The organism is Methylomonas albis (assembly GCF_014850955.1).
GTDB classification, from domain to species: Bacteria; Pseudomonadota; Gammaproteobacteria; order Methylococcales; family Methylomonadaceae; genus Methylomonas; species Methylomonas albis.
The window spans coordinates 1,992,784-2,008,205 of record NZ_JACXSS010000001.1; the positions used below are offsets into that span (position 1 = coordinate 1,992,784).

15 protein-coding genes and 1 pseudogene are annotated in these 15,422 nt (G+C 51.0%); 11 read left to right on the forward strand and 5 right to left on the reverse strand.

Annotated elements, in window-relative coordinates; translation table 11 throughout:
• Positions 1-6 precede the first annotated feature (6 nt).
• Genes EBA_RS09110 through EBA_RS09120 form a run of 3 tightly spaced genes read left to right on the forward strand, consistent with a single transcriptional unit; the run spans position 7 to position 3,867 of the window.
• Positions 7-441, forward strand: a complete 435-nt coding sequence (locus EBA_RS09110; RefSeq protein ID WP_192374434.1) for a nitrogen fixation protein — start codon at positions 7-9, stop codon at positions 439-441.
• A gap of 46 nt (positions 442-487) precedes the next feature.
• Entirely contained in the window at positions 488-1,735 is a 1,248-nt protein-coding gene (locus EBA_RS09115) for an HlyD family secretion protein (protein WP_192374435.1), read from the forward strand.
• Between the two features lie 2 nt (positions 1,736-1,737).
• Positions 1,738-3,867, forward strand: coding sequence for a peptidase domain-containing ABC transporter (locus tag EBA_RS09120; protein WP_225616050.1), 2,130 nt, complete (start codon positions 1,738-1,740; stop codon positions 3,865-3,867).
• 269 nt (positions 3,868-4,136) lie between these two features.
• On the opposite strand, the pseudogene EBA_RS09125 reads toward EBA_RS09120, so the two are convergent.
• Positions 4,137-4,316 (reverse strand): annotated as a pseudogene (locus EBA_RS09125) (hypothetical protein); the annotation flags it as partial.
• An 85-nt stretch (positions 4,317-4,401) separates the two neighbouring features.
• On the reverse strand, positions 4,402-5,439 hold the full coding sequence (locus EBA_RS09130; RefSeq protein WP_192374436.1) for a hypothetical protein: 1,038 nt from the start codon (positions 5,437-5,439) through the stop codon (positions 4,402-4,404).
• A 335-nt stretch (positions 5,440-5,774) separates the two neighbouring features.
• Here EBA_RS09130 and EBA_RS24875 point away from each other — a divergent pair, with 335 nt between their 5' ends.
• The 4 genes from EBA_RS24875 to EBA_RS09140 are packed head-to-tail and all read left to right on the forward strand — an operon-like array spanning position 5,775 to position 6,674.
• A complete protein-coding gene (locus EBA_RS24875) occupies positions 5,775-6,005 on the forward strand; it encodes a DDE-type integrase/transposase/recombinase (protein ID WP_192374437.1) in 231 nt (76 codons plus the stop codon).
• A gap of 27 nt (positions 6,006-6,032) precedes the next feature.
• Positions 6,033-6,236 carry a hypothetical protein gene (locus EBA_RS24880; protein WP_192374438.1) on the forward strand — a complete coding sequence of 68 codons (204 nt, stop codon included), beginning with the start codon at positions 6,033-6,035 and terminating at the stop codon, positions 6,234-6,236.
• A 45-nt stretch (positions 6,237-6,281) separates the two neighbouring features.
• On the forward strand, positions 6,282-6,497 hold the full coding sequence (locus tag EBA_RS24885; protein WP_192374439.1) for a hypothetical protein: 216 nt from the start codon (positions 6,282-6,284) through the stop codon (positions 6,495-6,497).
• Between the two features lie 27 nt (positions 6,498-6,524).
• On the forward strand, positions 6,525-6,674 hold the full coding sequence (locus EBA_RS09140) for a hypothetical protein (protein ID WP_192374440.1): 150 nt from the start codon (positions 6,525-6,527) through the stop codon (positions 6,672-6,674).
• 264 nt (positions 6,675-6,938) lie between these two features.
• Here EBA_RS09140 and EBA_RS09145 read toward each other — a convergent pair whose 3' ends face one another.
• Complete coding sequence (locus tag EBA_RS09145; protein ID WP_223146657.1) at positions 6,939-7,604, reverse strand: phage tail protein; 666 nt, start codon at positions 7,602-7,604, stop codon at positions 6,939-6,941.
• 15 nt (positions 7,605-7,619) lie between these two features.
• Entirely contained in the window at positions 7,620-8,477 is an 858-nt protein-coding gene (locus EBA_RS09150; protein WP_192374441.1) for a PEP-CTERM sorting domain-containing protein, read from the reverse strand.
• Positions 8,478-9,230: 753 nt separating this feature from the next.
• Here EBA_RS09150 and EBA_RS09155 point away from each other — a divergent pair.
• The gene (locus EBA_RS09155) at positions 9,231-9,452 is read left to right on the forward strand and encodes a hypothetical protein (protein ID WP_192374442.1); all 222 of its coding nucleotides are present in this window, start codon (positions 9,231-9,233) and stop codon (positions 9,450-9,452) included.
• A 256-nt stretch (positions 9,453-9,708) separates the two neighbouring features.
• On the opposite strand, the gene EBA_RS09160 is transcribed toward EBA_RS09155, so the two are convergent.
• Positions 9,709-11,331: a SulP family inorganic anion transporter gene (locus tag EBA_RS09160; RefSeq protein WP_192377227.1), complete on the reverse strand. Its 1,623-nt coding sequence runs from the start codon at positions 11,329-11,331 to the stop codon at positions 9,709-9,711.
• A 400-nt stretch (positions 11,332-11,731) separates the two neighbouring features.
• Between EBA_RS09160 and pgaB the strand changes: the two genes are divergently transcribed.
• Genes pgaB through pgaD form a run of 3 tightly spaced genes read left to right on the forward strand, consistent with a single transcriptional unit; the run spans position 11,732 to position 15,379 of the window.
• Entirely contained in the window at positions 11,732-13,591 is a 1,860-nt protein-coding gene (gene pgaB / locus EBA_RS09165; protein ID WP_225616052.1) for a poly-beta-1,6-N-acetyl-D-glucosamine N-deacetylase PgaB, read from the forward strand.
• A gap of 7 nt (positions 13,592-13,598) precedes the next feature.
• Positions 13,599-14,945: a poly-beta-1,6-N-acetyl-D-glucosamine synthase gene (gene pgaC, locus EBA_RS09170; RefSeq protein ID WP_192374444.1), complete on the forward strand. Its 1,347-nt coding sequence runs from the start codon at positions 13,599-13,601 to the stop codon at positions 14,943-14,945.
• On the forward strand, positions 14,942-15,379 hold the full coding sequence (pgaD, locus tag EBA_RS09175) for a poly-beta-1,6-N-acetyl-D-glucosamine biosynthesis protein PgaD (protein WP_192374445.1): 438 nt from the start codon (positions 14,942-14,944) through the stop codon (positions 15,377-15,379). Before pgaC ends, pgaD begins: the two co-directional genes overlap by 4 nt.
• Positions 15,380-15,422: the final 43 nt, after the last annotated feature.

Below are 15,422 nucleotides of genomic sequence, written 5' to 3' on the forward strand. Positions count from 1 at the left end.
AGGGCCATGACCTCGGATAACCCAGTGTTATGCCCCAGCGCGCAGCCGGAATGGGAGGGCGCCCAAGTCATCGGCGTGATGACCGGCACCGCAGATAAGCCGGAAATGGCTTATCTGAATGCCCCGCAACCCGTGACTGAGCAATTGCTCGAATTGGCTGGCCCTGTCAGTCCGGCGGAAGTATTTCGCTTCTCCGCGCCATGCGCCTGCACAGGTTGTGGGCACTACGCGGAGGCGGAATCAAAATGTCGGCTGGCTGAAAAAGTCGTGCGTTTTACGCCGACAGTCACCGAGCAATTGCCGGTTTGCGCGATTCGTTCTGACTGTCGTTGGTGGCTACAGGAAGGCCGCTCGGCATGCTTTAGATGTCCGCAAGTGGTGACCAATAACCTCAAGCCGACCGAAGACATGCGGCGGGCAGCCGACTACGGCGTTCTCTGAGGACTTTGGTCTATATGCTTCAATTGGGTGAGAAGGAATCGGCGCTATGAAACATGAGTTATTTCGACAACAAGCCTTGGACTTTAAAAAAGACAAGCCGCTCGGGGAGGTTATTCACGTGGAGTCTTTGTCGTTTTCTTTTCTCACCGCTTTAGCCGTATGCAGTGCTGTGTTACTAATTGCCTTTGCTTTGTGGGGCGAGTACACCCGTAAATCGCATGTGAGCGGTTATTTGTCGCCGAGCATGGGCTTAATCAAGGTATATGCACCGCAGGCCGGCACTTTGATCGAAAAACACGTACGCGAAGGGCAGGCGGTGAAGGCCGGCGATACCTTATTCGTGTTGTCCACTGAGAGCAGTTCGCGGGAAACCCCGCAAACCCAAGCGGCGGCGATAGAACAACTGAAGCAACGCCGGGAAAGTCTGGAGACCGAACTGGTCAAACAAGAGCAAATCGACCGGATTCAATACCTTTCTGTACTGGATAAGCTGCATGGTATGCAACGCGAGTTGCAACAAGTGAATAGTGAGCTGGACACTCAGCAGCAGCGCTTGGCCGGTGCCGCCGCAACCTCGCAACGTTATCAGCAGCTGCTAAGCACGAAATTCGTTTCGGCGGTGCAAGCTCAGCAAAAGCAAGACGAATGGCTGGATCATCAAGCCAAGCTGCAAGCGCTGCAACGGGTACAAATGACCTTACAACGCGACATCCATTCCGCACAGCTGGAAGCGGACAGCAGCCAAATGAAGTTTAAAAACCAACGTGCAGCCATCGAGCGCAATATTTCCACGCTGGCGCAAAACATTACCGAATCCGAATCGCGCCGCAACATAGTGATTACCGCACCACACGACGGCACAGTCACCACCATCCTGGCCGAGCAGGGGCAAAACGCCACGACCGCCAATCCCTTGCTGTCCATCTTGCCGCAAGGTGCCAAGTTACAAGCTCAGTTATTGGTGCCTTCCAGCGCGGTAGGTTTTGTCGAGCAGGGGCAAATGGTTTCGGTGCGCTATCAAGCCTTTCCTTATCAACGCTTCGGTAGCCACCAAGGCCGTATCGTCGAAATCGCCAAAACCTTGATTACCCCAAAAGAAGCCGATCTGCCGGTGACGTTACAAGAACCGGTGTACCGGGTCACTGTCGAGATCGATAAACAAGCGGTACAAGCCTATCGCCAGGATATACCGCTGCAATCCGGCATGCTGTTGGATGCCGACATCTGGCTGGACCATCGCCGCTTGATCGAATGGGTATTCGATCCTCTTTACAGCATTCTAGGACGGGTTTAACCATGACTATGCTCCACATCCTCGATTTTTCCGGCCGCAGAAAAACCCCGCTGATTCTGCAAACCGAAGCGGCAGAATGCGGCTTGGCCTGTCTGGCGATGGTGGCTAATTTTCATGGTCACCGGGTCGACTTAGCCAGCCTACGGCAGAAGTTTTCCCTGTCCTTGAAAGGCTCAACCTTGAATCATCTGATCCAGATCGCCAACCAATTGCATCTGGGCTCGCGGCCGGTGCGGGTGGATTTGAACGAGCTGAGCAAACTGAGTCTGCCGGCCATCTTGCATTGGGATTTCAATCATTTTGTGGTGTTGACCCATGTCAAACGTGGTGTGGCGACGATACTCGATCCAGCCAAAGGCAGCGTCCACTTAGCCTTTACCGAAGTCTCCAAACATTTCACCGGCATCGCCTTGGAGTTGCAGCCCACGCAAGCGTTTACCGCAAAAACAGAACGTCAACAAATCAAACTATACCGCCTCATCGGCCAGTTAAATGGTGCCTCCAGCGCTACCTTGCAAATCATTTTATTGGCTGCAGCCATAGAAGTGTTTGCAATCGTAGCGCCTTTTTTTATGCAACTGGTGGTGGATAACGCGGTGGTGGCCAGGGATACCAATTTATTGACGGTATTGGGTTTGGGATTTTTATTGCTGGCCTTGATTCAGATCGGCATCACCGCTTTGCGCTCCTGGGTAGTGCTGGTACTCAGTACGTCGGTGAACTTGCAGATGATGAGCAATCTGTTCGGACATTTATTGCAGTTGCCGATGAATTTCTTCGAGAAGCGGCATCTGGGCGACATCGTCTCCCGTTTCGAATCGTTAAACGTGATTCAACGCACCCTGACCACCAGCTTTCTGGAAGCCATCATCGACGGCGTGATGGCATTGGTTACCCTGGGCATGATGCTGGTGTACAGCTGGAAGTTGGCGGCCATCGTCAGCTTGGCCGCGCTGCTTTATGGCCTGCTACGCCTGGCTTCGTTCGCGCCGTTGCGCACCGCCAGCGAAGAACAAATCCTGCGCGCCGCCAAGCAGCAAACCAATTTATTGGAAACTGTGCGCGGCATGCAAAGCGTGAAGTTATTTAACCGCCAGTTGCAACGCCGGCACGGTTATCAAAATTTGATGGTCGATCATTTCAACGCCGGTATTCGCGTGCAAAAGCTGAATATCATTTACCGGGGGTTGAACAGCTTGTTGTTCGGGGTGGAAAATATCGCGGTGATCTGGCTAGGAGCCTTGTTTATTTTGGACGGCGGCTTTTCGGTAGGGATGCTGTTTGCCTTTATGTCGTTTAAAGATCAATTCACGCACCGGGTCGGTAGCTTCATAGAAAAAGGTATCGAATTCAAAATGCTGGGCTTGCACACCGAGCGCGTCGCCGATATAGCGCTGGCGGTAGCCGAGGATGAGCATGTTAGCGGTGCCCGTCACGAGCAACTCGCCGCATCGATCCAGATCCGCAATTTGGATTTCAGTTACGCGCCATCCGAGCCGTCGGTACTGAAAAATCTGAATCTGGATTTTGCCGAAGGCGAGTCGGTGGCGCTCATCGGCCCATCTGGCTACGGCAAAACCACGCTGGCTAAACTGATTCTGGGACTGTTGCAGCCCAGTGCAGGCGAAATCCTGATCGGTGGCGTGCGCTTAAACCGCATCGACAGCCACGATTACCGCAATATGGTGGCGGCGGTGATGCAGGAAGATCAATTGTTCGCCGGCTCGATTGCCGACAACATCTGTTTCTTCGATCCGGAACCGGATCAAACCTGGATAGAAACCTGCGGGCAACTGGCTGCGGTGCATCAGGATGTCATGGCTATGCCCATGGGCTACAACACACTGATCGGCGACATGGGTACGGTATTGTCCGGCGGTCAGAAACAACGGGTGTTACTGGCTCGTGCCTTATACAAACGCCCTAAAATTCTGGTGCTGGACGAAGCCACCAGCCATTTGGATGTGGCCCGTGAAAAACTGGTGAACGGCGCGGTGCAGCAACTAAAACTCACCCGCATCATCATTGCGCACCGGCCGGAAACCATCGCGTCGGTGGATAGGGTGATCGATTTACAAGCCATCGCGGACGCCGCGCTTGGCGAAACTGGTTACGTATCGCAGGCTGCTTAAATTTTGACGGGCAGTAAACGCCATACAATTTTAGATTCGCCCTCTGCAGCTTTAACATTCTTCATGATGAGGTTCCACTAGTGAAACAGAATCGGATGAATTTTACGCCTCCATTCCTCCGAATACGCTTCGCTAATCGGAGCTACGCGGGCTTGGCATTAAAATCCGGCAGACAGTGTTGAATCTGACGAAAACTGCGAACTTCATTGCGCGACTATTAGCGTGCCGAACTGAGCTTCGAAAAAAAGGATATAGCGCACTTGCCTTTCGGGGCGTTTCCGTTTTTCGGCTGATGCCGTGATCTGTGAATAATAGTGGATAATCGAGCGGTTCAAGGTGGCATGGTCAACCTGAATGCCCCGCTCTTCCATAATGTCTTACAAATCACGATACGAGACGGCGTAAAGAATAATATCTTTGGGGAAATGAGCACCTTTAAAACTGATCATAGGACTGCACTAGGCTAAAAAGTCCCGCATTGTCTCTGATTTCGAGAAATTTTGCGACACACCCCTTTATCCAAAGGTTCATCAATTATGTCGTGGAACGCCTGCCGAATGCCGAGCTGCAGCGGCTGCGCATCGCTACTGCGATTAAACCGGAGAGCATCAATAACACACTTGGCGGTAATGGCACGCTTGTCAGATAATGGGTTCCCGAGGCGGCATTCAAGGTAAAATTCGTTATCTGCTGATGATTGATGTCGAATAATTCAATACCGGTTAATTTCGCGGTTAATGAAGAATCTGCGGTGCCGTGTGCCCAGGCCAGCAGGCCGATCTGCACGCTCCACGGTTGATCCCACACTATGGGCAGATCCAGACTGTAAAACGTACTGCTCCCGCTTAGGCTACCTATGCCGGCAGTCCAGCCCGCAGGTGGCGTCGTGTTAGAGATGGTACTGAGATCCCCGCGCCTGGCATGCGCATTGAGAACCTCATACAGCGGGCCGCCCTGGTTCTGGACATCGAGCACAGCATAATTTTCACCGAAGAAATAGGGAGCCGGGGTGCCGAGCGAAGTCAGGCTGCCGTCGACAGCAAATTGATAGCGCACAAAGCCATTGCTGAGATCGGCCACCTGCGAGCTCGATGCCGTCAGCGTATCGGAAAATTGCGCCGCTCCCGTCGATTCGAATAGCCCCCCCGTGGGGTAGCCTGGAATGCCGCCTGAAATAGCTGCGTGCGCTGAAGCGCTAAGTTTGCCGTAATTAGCGATCGAATCGCCTTTGCCGTCGAAATAACCACTGCCCGGATTACCGAGACTAACAGGCGACAGGCTTTTCGTATAGGTCAGGGGTCCGGTCGCGGCGCTAACGCTCGAAACACCGCCGCTATACCCGCAGGGGCCGATACCACCTACCGGAACCGAGACTCCACCAAACGTAAATATGCCTGAAAACGCCGGACTGTAGCTGGTGCAACCCTGGGCAATGGAGCCCCCCCCGCCGACTACGCCGGCATAGGCATTTAGTTCGGCATAAGCTTGGGGCGCTGAAAGGGTAATTGCCAGGCCGAGAATGATTTTTATAATCGGTGCAATAGGCCAAGCAGTATGTTTACTATTATTCACCATTATTCTCTCTTTCTGAGTTACCGCCCAGTTAGTACGAGGGTTCCAATGGGATGACGTAGGCCTCTGTTGGTAAAGGCTGAATTTATTATTCTTAATCGTAGGGATTTTCATGTTATTGACCTAAGTATTGAATACCAATTTAATACCAATTGAATGCCATGCTAGATTTATTCAATGTCTATTGTCAACTTATTTTTTACGTCAATTTTTGTTTTTTGATTGGATGACCCAATTTTGGCCCGTGAGTAATCTATCGCATTCTAAAAGCCGCCCGGCAACTGAAACACCGCCGCAGTGAACGCCCCAGCCAGCCTCGCACCAAGCCCAAAGCCTTGAGCGCGACAGCACCGAACCAACTTTACAGTTGGGACATTACCTATCTGCCGACCGCCATCAAAGGCCAGTTCTACTATCTCTACCTGTTCCTCGATATTTTCAGTAGCCAGATCGTCGGCTGGCAGGTGTTTGCAGAAGAAAGCAGCCACTACGCCAGCGAGCTGTTGCGGGATATTGTTGGGCGCGAAGGTCTACAACCTGGGCAAAGTCATCCTGCATTCCGATAACGGTAGCCACATACCCACAGGGCACAAGTGAAAGGTGCCACCATACTGGCCACACTGCAACAGCTCGGCGTCATGCCCTCGCTGAGTCGCCCGGCGGTGAGTAACGACAATCCGTTTTCGGAATCGCTGTTCAAAACCTTGAAATATCGGCCGCCATACCCGTTGAAACCGTTGGCCGATCTGAGCGTCGCTCGTGAATGGGTGGCCGATTTAGTGCATTGGTATTTATGACCTTCAGGATATAACCACGAGCATCGGCATGGTGCTATTGGTTTCGTGACCCCGGCCCAACGCCATACTGGATTGGACGAGGCGCTGTTGAATCAACGCAAAGCGCTTTATGAAGACGCCCGTCGCCAAAACCCTCGGCGCTGGAGCCAAAACACCCGGAACTGGAACAGAGTCCATACCGTGCACTTAAATCCGGATCATGCCGAAACCCAAAACAAACCAACTCAGGAAATTGCTAACCAGGCGCAAATTGCTGCATAAGATTTTCACATTGAGGCGACAACTAGCATGAAATTTTCCGTGGGTTACCAAACGCCCGATGATGTGTATTGGACGGCTGTAGGCGGCGGCGTCAAGATTGTGGATAAATTTAACGGGAAGGCGGAAGCTTGTTCCCGTGTAGAAGAATTGGGACAGCGCCATTCAGCTGGAGTATGAACAGGGTTCTATCTCAAACTGAATCATAATTTGTCTGGACAATGGGGTCCACTTTAGTCAGCGGCGCAGGCGGTTTTTTTGTGGGATTTAAACTAGGGTAAATCGGTGTTTGCTTACCCGGTTGCGGGTTGATAATGTGGCTCAGCCAGCAGCTTGTTTTGTCTAGCCACATAGTTCCCACTTTTTTCGTGGGAGCTATGTGTGTTGTGAATATCACTTCAGACTATTTGCTATCAACAGGGCGGATTTATACTATCCCAGCTGTTATGGGTGGGAAGGAAAAATACCTTGCGTGGCTATGCAGTATTTGATACCCAAAGCAGGTGAACGGTTATCAAACGGCTCGCTGGCTCCCGCAATTTCAATGGCAGTGTTTGGCGTACCCGTAAACTTTATGATGTTTGCCTTTAGGGAAACATTGGGGGTATCGCTTGAATAGATGTTATCTCTCGATGTCGAGGCCGCTAATACATTGCCGGTGGGAGTACTCTTATTGCCGGTTGTACTTACAGCTTCAATCGTAGCAAAAACATTATCTAAAAAAGTTTGCGCAAGATGGGTGTGTCTAGGCATTTGGCCTTGGCTTAGAGTTACACTGTCTCTGCCAACTTCTTCGCCAACCGATATTGGCAATAGCCCCGGACCTTGCCCGGCCCCAATCGGCGAACGGCCGCGCAGGTCCGGCAACGCGAAGGTCTGCACCCCATCGCCGCCATACTGCGTACCTAATAAGGAAAACAAGGCTGTATTTTGCGCAATGCTCAGGGTCTGTCCGGCGGCTTCCAAATAACCGCGCGGACAAAAATTATAGGTAAATGTGCAAATCTCGCCCAGAAAGGGGTCGGAACCGCAAGCGGAGGCTGACACTGGTAAGCCGGTGATAGCGATCATGGCCAGTTTTAATAGTGGTTTGAATGTTGGTTTTGACATGATGAGTACCTTTAATTAAATGTTAGCCAATGCAACGTTAGCGCGGCGTTTGGATGCGTATAGGGAGATAAAGCCGATGGCCAGCAAAGCTAGGCTTTGCGGTTCAGGGACAGTCGAAACACGTTGGTTGACGACTGAGTCGACGGTAATCAGCGTCGAAATGTTGCCAAAGAAACTACCGGAATCGGCGGCGCCACGTAACGACACTTCGGCTGCGCCATCGCCTAAATTGATCAAATCGCCGGGTTTTAATAGAAAAGTCAGCAACAAGAAACCGCTATCGGTCAATGTGCCGCCAAAACCGGTAGCCGAATCGACCAGATTATTGGTGAACAGAAATTGTTGATTGTCATTGATAGTATCGGATAACGCTTTCGCAAATAGCAACTCCGTGCCGTCTTGTTTATGCAGCGTTACAAGGGATTCAGCAAACTCCCCATTGTCGGTAGTAGACCTTGTCGTGTCGGTGGCGCTGGCTTGAAAACTGAAGTCAAACTTCAGACTGACCAGGAAACTATCCAAAGCTGAATTGTTTTTTAGCGAAAACGTATAGTCGCCAAATAGCGGATTAACGGATGAAACGCCGTTTGCGGAGTTGCCGCTAGCGTTAAAACCAATCCCGAACCCATCGCCAAGATGCGTCAAATTTCCCTGAAGGGGATCGGAACCGCTAATTGTTGCACCACTCAAAGTAGTGGTCGTCGTCGCGCCGCTAATGATGCTGCTCAACGAACCGTTTTGCGTGGCATTGGTCGGGGCCGATGGGCTGCCGGTACTGTCGAACTCAGCCGAGCCGTGTATCACAATATTGCTATCAAACGCAGCGGCCGATGCTGTCGTGGCGTGCACTCCCAGCAGTAACGTCATCAGCATCGCGGCGCCGGAAAATTTTCCAATGTCATGGCTTATCAATGTCGATTTTGTCGACGGCTTCGTCTTAAAATCATTATAAAAGCGTTTGTTAAATTTAATTGAATCCATTTTAAACCTCTTTATTTGATTAGATTTATCATTCCGGTTATTTATTACTTTGATTTATATAAAGAACAAATTTATTTCATAAAAACCGAGAGTTTATTATTTTTTACAGCTTATAAAAAAATTAAAATCACTGGAAGTATGTAACTATTTAACGGCAGTTAATCTAGAGTGTTTTCTTCTGCCAATTAAAATATCAGGCACTAAGTTTTTGAATTGAGTCATGTAAGGTATTGCCTATTTCATTTCAATAATTTTTTCTTACATGAATTAATAGCCAATTCTTGTGCCCGTTATTACTTGATAGTGTGAAAATAATATAACTTGCTGTTATTTATTGGTTTTATTTGATGGCGCTTGGCCAAGGCCCGCTGCGCGGCGACCGGATGTAGAATCGGTTAGGCACGATATGTCGCACGAAGTACGATATATCGTTTTTGTGTCTTGATGAGCCGTGGGTCAATCTATCCGAGTGATGTGGAGCGACCATGACATCGTGAGGATGAAAATACCTGTTTTAGCAGAACCGAGCGTATTGGGGATGGGAATAAGGGTATGCAAGGTTTGAGCTGTCTCTGTTCACTGTGTGGTCAGTGGCTTTGCTCTGTTATTAGAAACTGTGACCTGGACACAGAATCCCGGAAACAAGTGCGATTGGACAAAAGCCTGTCTGCGTTCGCTACGCTGCACGATTGCTTGCAACCGCACCGCGCCGGGCAGCGCTGCCGCCAAATCCATCGGCTACACGCTTATCACCCACAGGCGTTCAGCTTGCAGTTGTTTGGCGACTTGCTGCGCGACTTGATCGTCCAGGCCGCGCTTGGCTTCGGCGAGTGGCTTTTCCTGATCTTTAAAGCCTTGCTCGCGTAATGCGATAGCTTGGTCTTTTTGCTGGAGTTGTTGCTCGAACTATTTGCGGGTGGCGGCCAGTAATGGCGCGGCTAGCGATTCGGTTAACGGTACGGTACTGCTGCAATTGGGGCAGGTGATGGTAGTTTCGGTGATGTGGCTTGGTTTTTAGATAGGAAGTGCATTCGATCCAGGCGTCCGGACCCCGGCACCCGATAGATTGTGTGCCGAGGTAAGGTTTAGACGCAATTAATGGATGTTGCTTGTAAGTCCTTATTTATCTGCGCTGTCTAGCGGCTAAAGCATGGTCGCCTAACGATTCCAGATCGGCCAGTCCATGGATTTCGCAACGCCCGCCACGAGCGATGTAGTCTTCCTGGTAATGGGCGATGAACTCCATGACAGTGTGGTCGATCAGGTCGGCGGCGCTGAGATCAAACACTATGGTTTGGCCGTCGCTTAGATTGGCGACCTGGCTTTTTAGCGCCAGAAAGTTAGAGAACAGTGCCGCGCCACTGACTTTGATTATCCAGCTATTCGGGCCATTGGCTTGCAGTTTGTAGGAGAGTGACAACAGGTTGCCCAGGGACACGCCGCGACCGATATGCAGCAATAATTTAGCGGCAATGCCGATCAGCACGCCGATCAACAAATTGCTGGCCAGTATCGCCAAGATGGTAATCACAAACAAAGCCAATTGTTCCTTGCCCAAGTCCATACTTTTGGCAAAGGCTTGTGGCGAGGCTAGTCTGAAGCCGGTATAGACTAGTAGGGCGGCCAGCGAGGCTAAGGGTATCGTCGAGATCAAATCGGGAAACAACACCACGAATAACAGTACGAAGCCACCGTGAAAGAAATTGGCCCAACTGCTGCGGCCACCGGCATCGATGTTGGCCGAGCTGCGGACAATTTCGGCGATCATCGGCAGGCCGCCAATCATGCCGGAGACTATATTGCCAATGCCGACCGCGCGCAGTTCTTTGTTTAAGTCGGAATAGCGTTTTTCCGGATCGAGTTTATCAACTGCCGCGGCGCTGAGCAGGCTTTCCAGGCTGCCGACCAGGCAGATCGACACCACGCTTTCCCAAAAGGCAAATGCGCTCAATTTGCCGAAATCCGGCAGATAAAAACTGGCCAACAGGCTATCCGGGAAGGTCACCAGAAAGTGCGGCGCAAACAGGATGTCTTTGGGGACGATAAACGCTGAGCCAGGCTGCAATTGATCGAGCTGGAACAAATGGCCGAGCAGGATGCCCGAAGCGATAACGATAATCGGCGCCGGAATCTTGCGCAGCAAGGGCTGTTGAATTTGCGGCCAGCCGATCAGCACCACAATGCCGGCCAATGCAATCAAGCCGATTTGCGGCATGAAATAAATCAGGCTGTGCGGCAAGGCAGCGATGCCGGACAGGATGCTGGCACCTTGATTTTGCACGCCAGCCATCACCGGTAACTGTTTGCTGATGATGATAATGCCAATCGCCGCGAGCATGCCGTGTACCACCGAGGCTGGGAAAAATGCCGCCAACCGGCCCGCCTTGAAGTAACCCAGCACAGTTTGCAAGGCGCCGGCGATGACGATTGCCGCCAAGGTGTAACGGTAGCCCGTCATGGCGTCGCCGTCACCAAGGGTTTGCACCGAGGTCAGAATCACGACTATCAAGCCGGCTGCCGGGCCGGTAATCGTGAGTTGCGCGCCGCCGATGCGCGATACCAGCAAGCCGCCGACGATAGCGGAAATGATGCCGGCCATCGGTGGGAAGCCGGAGGCGACAGCAATGCCTAGACACAATGGTAAGGCGATCAGAAATACCAAAAAACCGGCCGTGAGGTCTTGTCGCCAATGATTGGTTGAGCTCAAGCCTATCAGTAATGGACTACTTAGCGAGGGTTTTTGCATGAATTCTCCAGGGATGGTGTGCTGGTCCGTCATAGATAGAGTTAATCGGTTGGCGGATTAGCTGAGATTTTTTATTCAATCATAACCAGTTTTTTCCGAGAGTTATGAAGTTTGTGAGGGCTGGTGCCGTTCGAGCTTTTTGCTGTGGGTATTGCTAAATTTGAATTGAGGACCTTAGTCGATGGCTAGTTTTAATGTTTGGATATGCCTACCACAGTGCCCGGCACGGACAAATAAAAAGGGCCTAACCTTATGATTCGGGTAAAATGCGTCGGCCAATTCTGGTCTTTTTTTAACACTGAGAACCAGTTGTTTCCAGTTTCTTTTCCCGCTTAAATTAATGAATATGCAGATTGTTGCTCGTGTAATTTTTGTCTTTTTCTGTTTGTTCGCAGGGTCCTTGCTAGCCGCCGATTCGGGTAACTCCAGCTTTTTGGTATTGAATTATCACGACATTCTCGAAGAAGAAGAGCGGGTGCCGCCATTTGATCGGATCGCGGTGAATAAAGACCATTTGGCCGATCATTTTGCCTGGTTGAAGCAGAACAACTACCACGTTATCAGCGTCCAGGATTTACTGGATTGCATGAAGGGTGACAAGGTTTTACCGACTAAAGCCGTGATGCTGACCTTTGACGACGGCTACCTGAGTTTTTATACTCGAGCCATGCCCTTGCTGAAAAAGTACAAATATCCGGCCACCTTGGCGGTAGTCGGTTCTTGGCTGGAGCAGCAGAAGGTGCCCGGCGTTAAACCGTTGATGACGCCGGCGCAAATTCGTGAGGTGGCGGAGAGCGGTCTGGTCGAGATTGCTTCGCACACCTATGATTTACATCACGGCATCATCGCCAATCCGCAAGGCAATCAGCAAAGTGCGGTGACTTCACGTTTGTACAGTAGCGAATACGACGAATACGAAAAAGACGAGGACTATCGAAAACGAATTTTTCAGGAAGTGGATAAAAGCTCCGAGCGCTTGTTTCAGTTATTGGGCAAGCGGCCGCGGGTCATGGTTTGGCCTTACGGCGAATATAACGCCATTGCGCTGGAAGCGACCAAATTGGCGGGCATGCGTCTGACTATGGGCCTGAATGACGGCGCCAATACCTTGGCCGATGCCTACGTGATGAAACGGATGATGATCACCGACGACGCCAATGCCAAACAATTCGGCGAAATCGTTAAAAATCAGCGTGTGGGACAGGAGTTGCGGGTGGCACACGTGGATATGGATTACATCTACGACGACGACGAAGAACAAACCGAAAAGAATTTGGCCTTGGTGGTGGATCGAATCAAAGCCAGCGGCGCCAATACCGTCTATCTGCAAGCGTATTCCGACCCGGACGGCGACGGCAATGCCGACAAACTGTATTTCCCTAATCGGCATTTGCCGGTGCGCCGGGACATGTTTAATCATGTGACCTTACAATTACGCACGCGGGCCGGCGTGCGCGTCTATGCCTGGATGCCGATCATGGCCTATAAAGCCGATGTGCCGCTGAAATGGTATGTGAAGGAATGGCGCGATGGAGAACCGCAGTTGTCCCGGCATATTTACACGCGTTTGTCACCGTTTAACCCGGAAGCACGGCAGTTTATCGGCGAGATTTACGAAGATTTGGCCAAGCATTGCGACTTTAACGGCATTCTGTTTCACGACGACGGGATTTTGTCGGACTTTGAAGACGTCTCGCCGCTGGCGATGGAATTTAGCCGCAACGTCTGGGGTATGCCGGCCGAGTTCGATACCATTCATGCGTCTAGCGAGTTGCGTTTGCGCTGGGCGCAGCATAAAACCGAGTTGATCGGCCAATTCACCGATTATTTGGCCGACAAGGTCAGGTTCTACCGGCCTTATATCAAAACCGCCCGCAATTTTTACTCTTTGCCGCTATTAAAGCCGTATAGCGAAGAATGGTATGCCCAGTCTTTCCCGGCGTTTTTAAAGCATTATGATTACGTGGCGGTAGAGGCGATGCCTTTCATGGAAGAAGCCGAAAATCCCAAACAATGGTTGGTAGAGTTAGTCGAAAAAACCGCGCAATATCCGGGCGGCCTGGACAAGATGGTGTTTGAATTGCAGGCGGTTAATTGGAAAACCAAGCAGGATATTGCTATGCCCGTCTTCGCCGAGCAATTCGAGTTGTTGAAAAAACACGGTGCCAAACACATCGGTTACTATCCCGACAACGTGTTTAACGATCAGCCCAAGTTGGCGGAGCTGAAAAAATTCTTTCCGGTTTCGAAAAAGGATTAAGCGATAAATGGAAAAATTGTTAGACCAAGCTTGGGCACAGCAATTTATCGATTGGTGGTTGATCACCCAGGAAAATTTGCAGGAAGTGCCATGGTGGCAGTTCAACGAATGGCTGTCGCGCTTCGTGTTTTATTATCCGCTGCTCATGGCCTACGTCTGGATGTTGGGTGGCATGATTTATTACGTGCGCTGGGAGCGTAATCGCGGCAATGTGTTATCCGATTTGCCGGAGTTGTCCGAATATCCGTCGGTATCGATTCTGATCCCTTGCTATAACGAGGGCGAGAATGTCCGGGAGACCATCGAATATTTGTTGCATCAGCAATATCCCCATGTCGAAATCATTGCAATCAACGACGGCAGCAAAGACAACACGCTGGATATTTTGCATGAATTGGCCGACCAGCATCCGCAAATTCGAGTGGTTAATTTAGCCAGCAATCAAGGTAAGGCGGTGGGTTTACGCACGGCGGCGTTGTTAGCCAATAGTGAGATTTTGATTGGGATTGATGGCGATGCTTTGCTGGCGCCGAATGCCACGGCCTGGATAGTCCGGCATTTTCTGGAAGACCCGCATGTCGGCGCGGTGACCGGTAATCCGCGCATCCGCAATCGTTCCACTTTGCTGGGCAAAATTCAGGTGGGGGAGTTTTCGGCCATAGTTGGCATGATCAAGCGCGCCCAACGTTCCTACGGGCATGTGTTTACCATCTCCGGCGTGATTGCCGGGTTTAGAAAAACCGCGTTGCACGATGTCGGCTATTGGAGTCCGGACATGGTCACCGAGGACATTGATATTAGCTGGAAATTGCAGCTGGCCGGCTGGGCAATTCGTTTCGAGCCGAATGCCTTGTGTTGGGTGTTGATGCCGGAAACCCTCAATGGTCTGTGGAAGCAACGCAGTCGCTGGGCGCAGGGCGGTGTCGAAGTGCTGTTGCGCTATTTTCGGCCGCTGTTTCGCTGGCGTTCCCGTGGCATGTGGCCGCTGTATCTGGAATGCTGCATCAGTTTGACTTGGGCGTTTCTGGTAGTAGCGATGTTGGCCCAGGTGCCGTTCGAGTGGTTTAGCAGCGAACCACAGGAAGCCCTGGAAGATTTGTCGCCGCATTGGACCAGCATGTTGTTATGCGTCACCTGTTTGATTCAGTTTGCGGTCAGTTTAACCATCGATTCCAGTTACGAACGTAAAAGCGGCGGCTCCGCGCAGCATTATTACTGGATGATTTGGTATCCGATTATCTATTGGCTGATCAATGTTGGCACCACGATCAACGGCTGTATCATGGCCTTACGTAAAAAACGCGGCCAGCGGGCGGTGTGGGTGACCTTGGATAGAGGTTTGAGGCAGAAATGAAAGACATCATCATCAACCAACCGCATTTACAAAGTTTCCAGCAAAAATGTGGCTCGGCGTTTATGTCAGTATTAAGCTGGGCGCTTTGGCTGTATTTTTTATGGCCTTTGTTTACGCTCGGCGCCTGGTTGCTGGGTTTGAAAAGCCTGTCCGACGAGATTCGCTGGTTTGGCGGTTATAAAACGCTATTGGAATTATTGCAGTTGTACGGCGAAATCGTGGTGATCATTGCCGGTGTTTGGTTGTTTTGGACTTTGTATTTGTCCTGGCTGCATTCCGGCGTCGCCCCAAAGCGGACCGTACCGGTAACGGATCAACAGTTGGCCGTGGCATTCAAAGTCGATGAGGCTTTAGTATCGGCGGCACGAGCCAGCAACAAAGTAACGGTACACTTTGATAATCATGCAGTGATTACCGATATAGATTCGCAGTAGTCGGGATTGCGTGGCCGCGGTTCTGCTTTTCGCGGTGTTGATG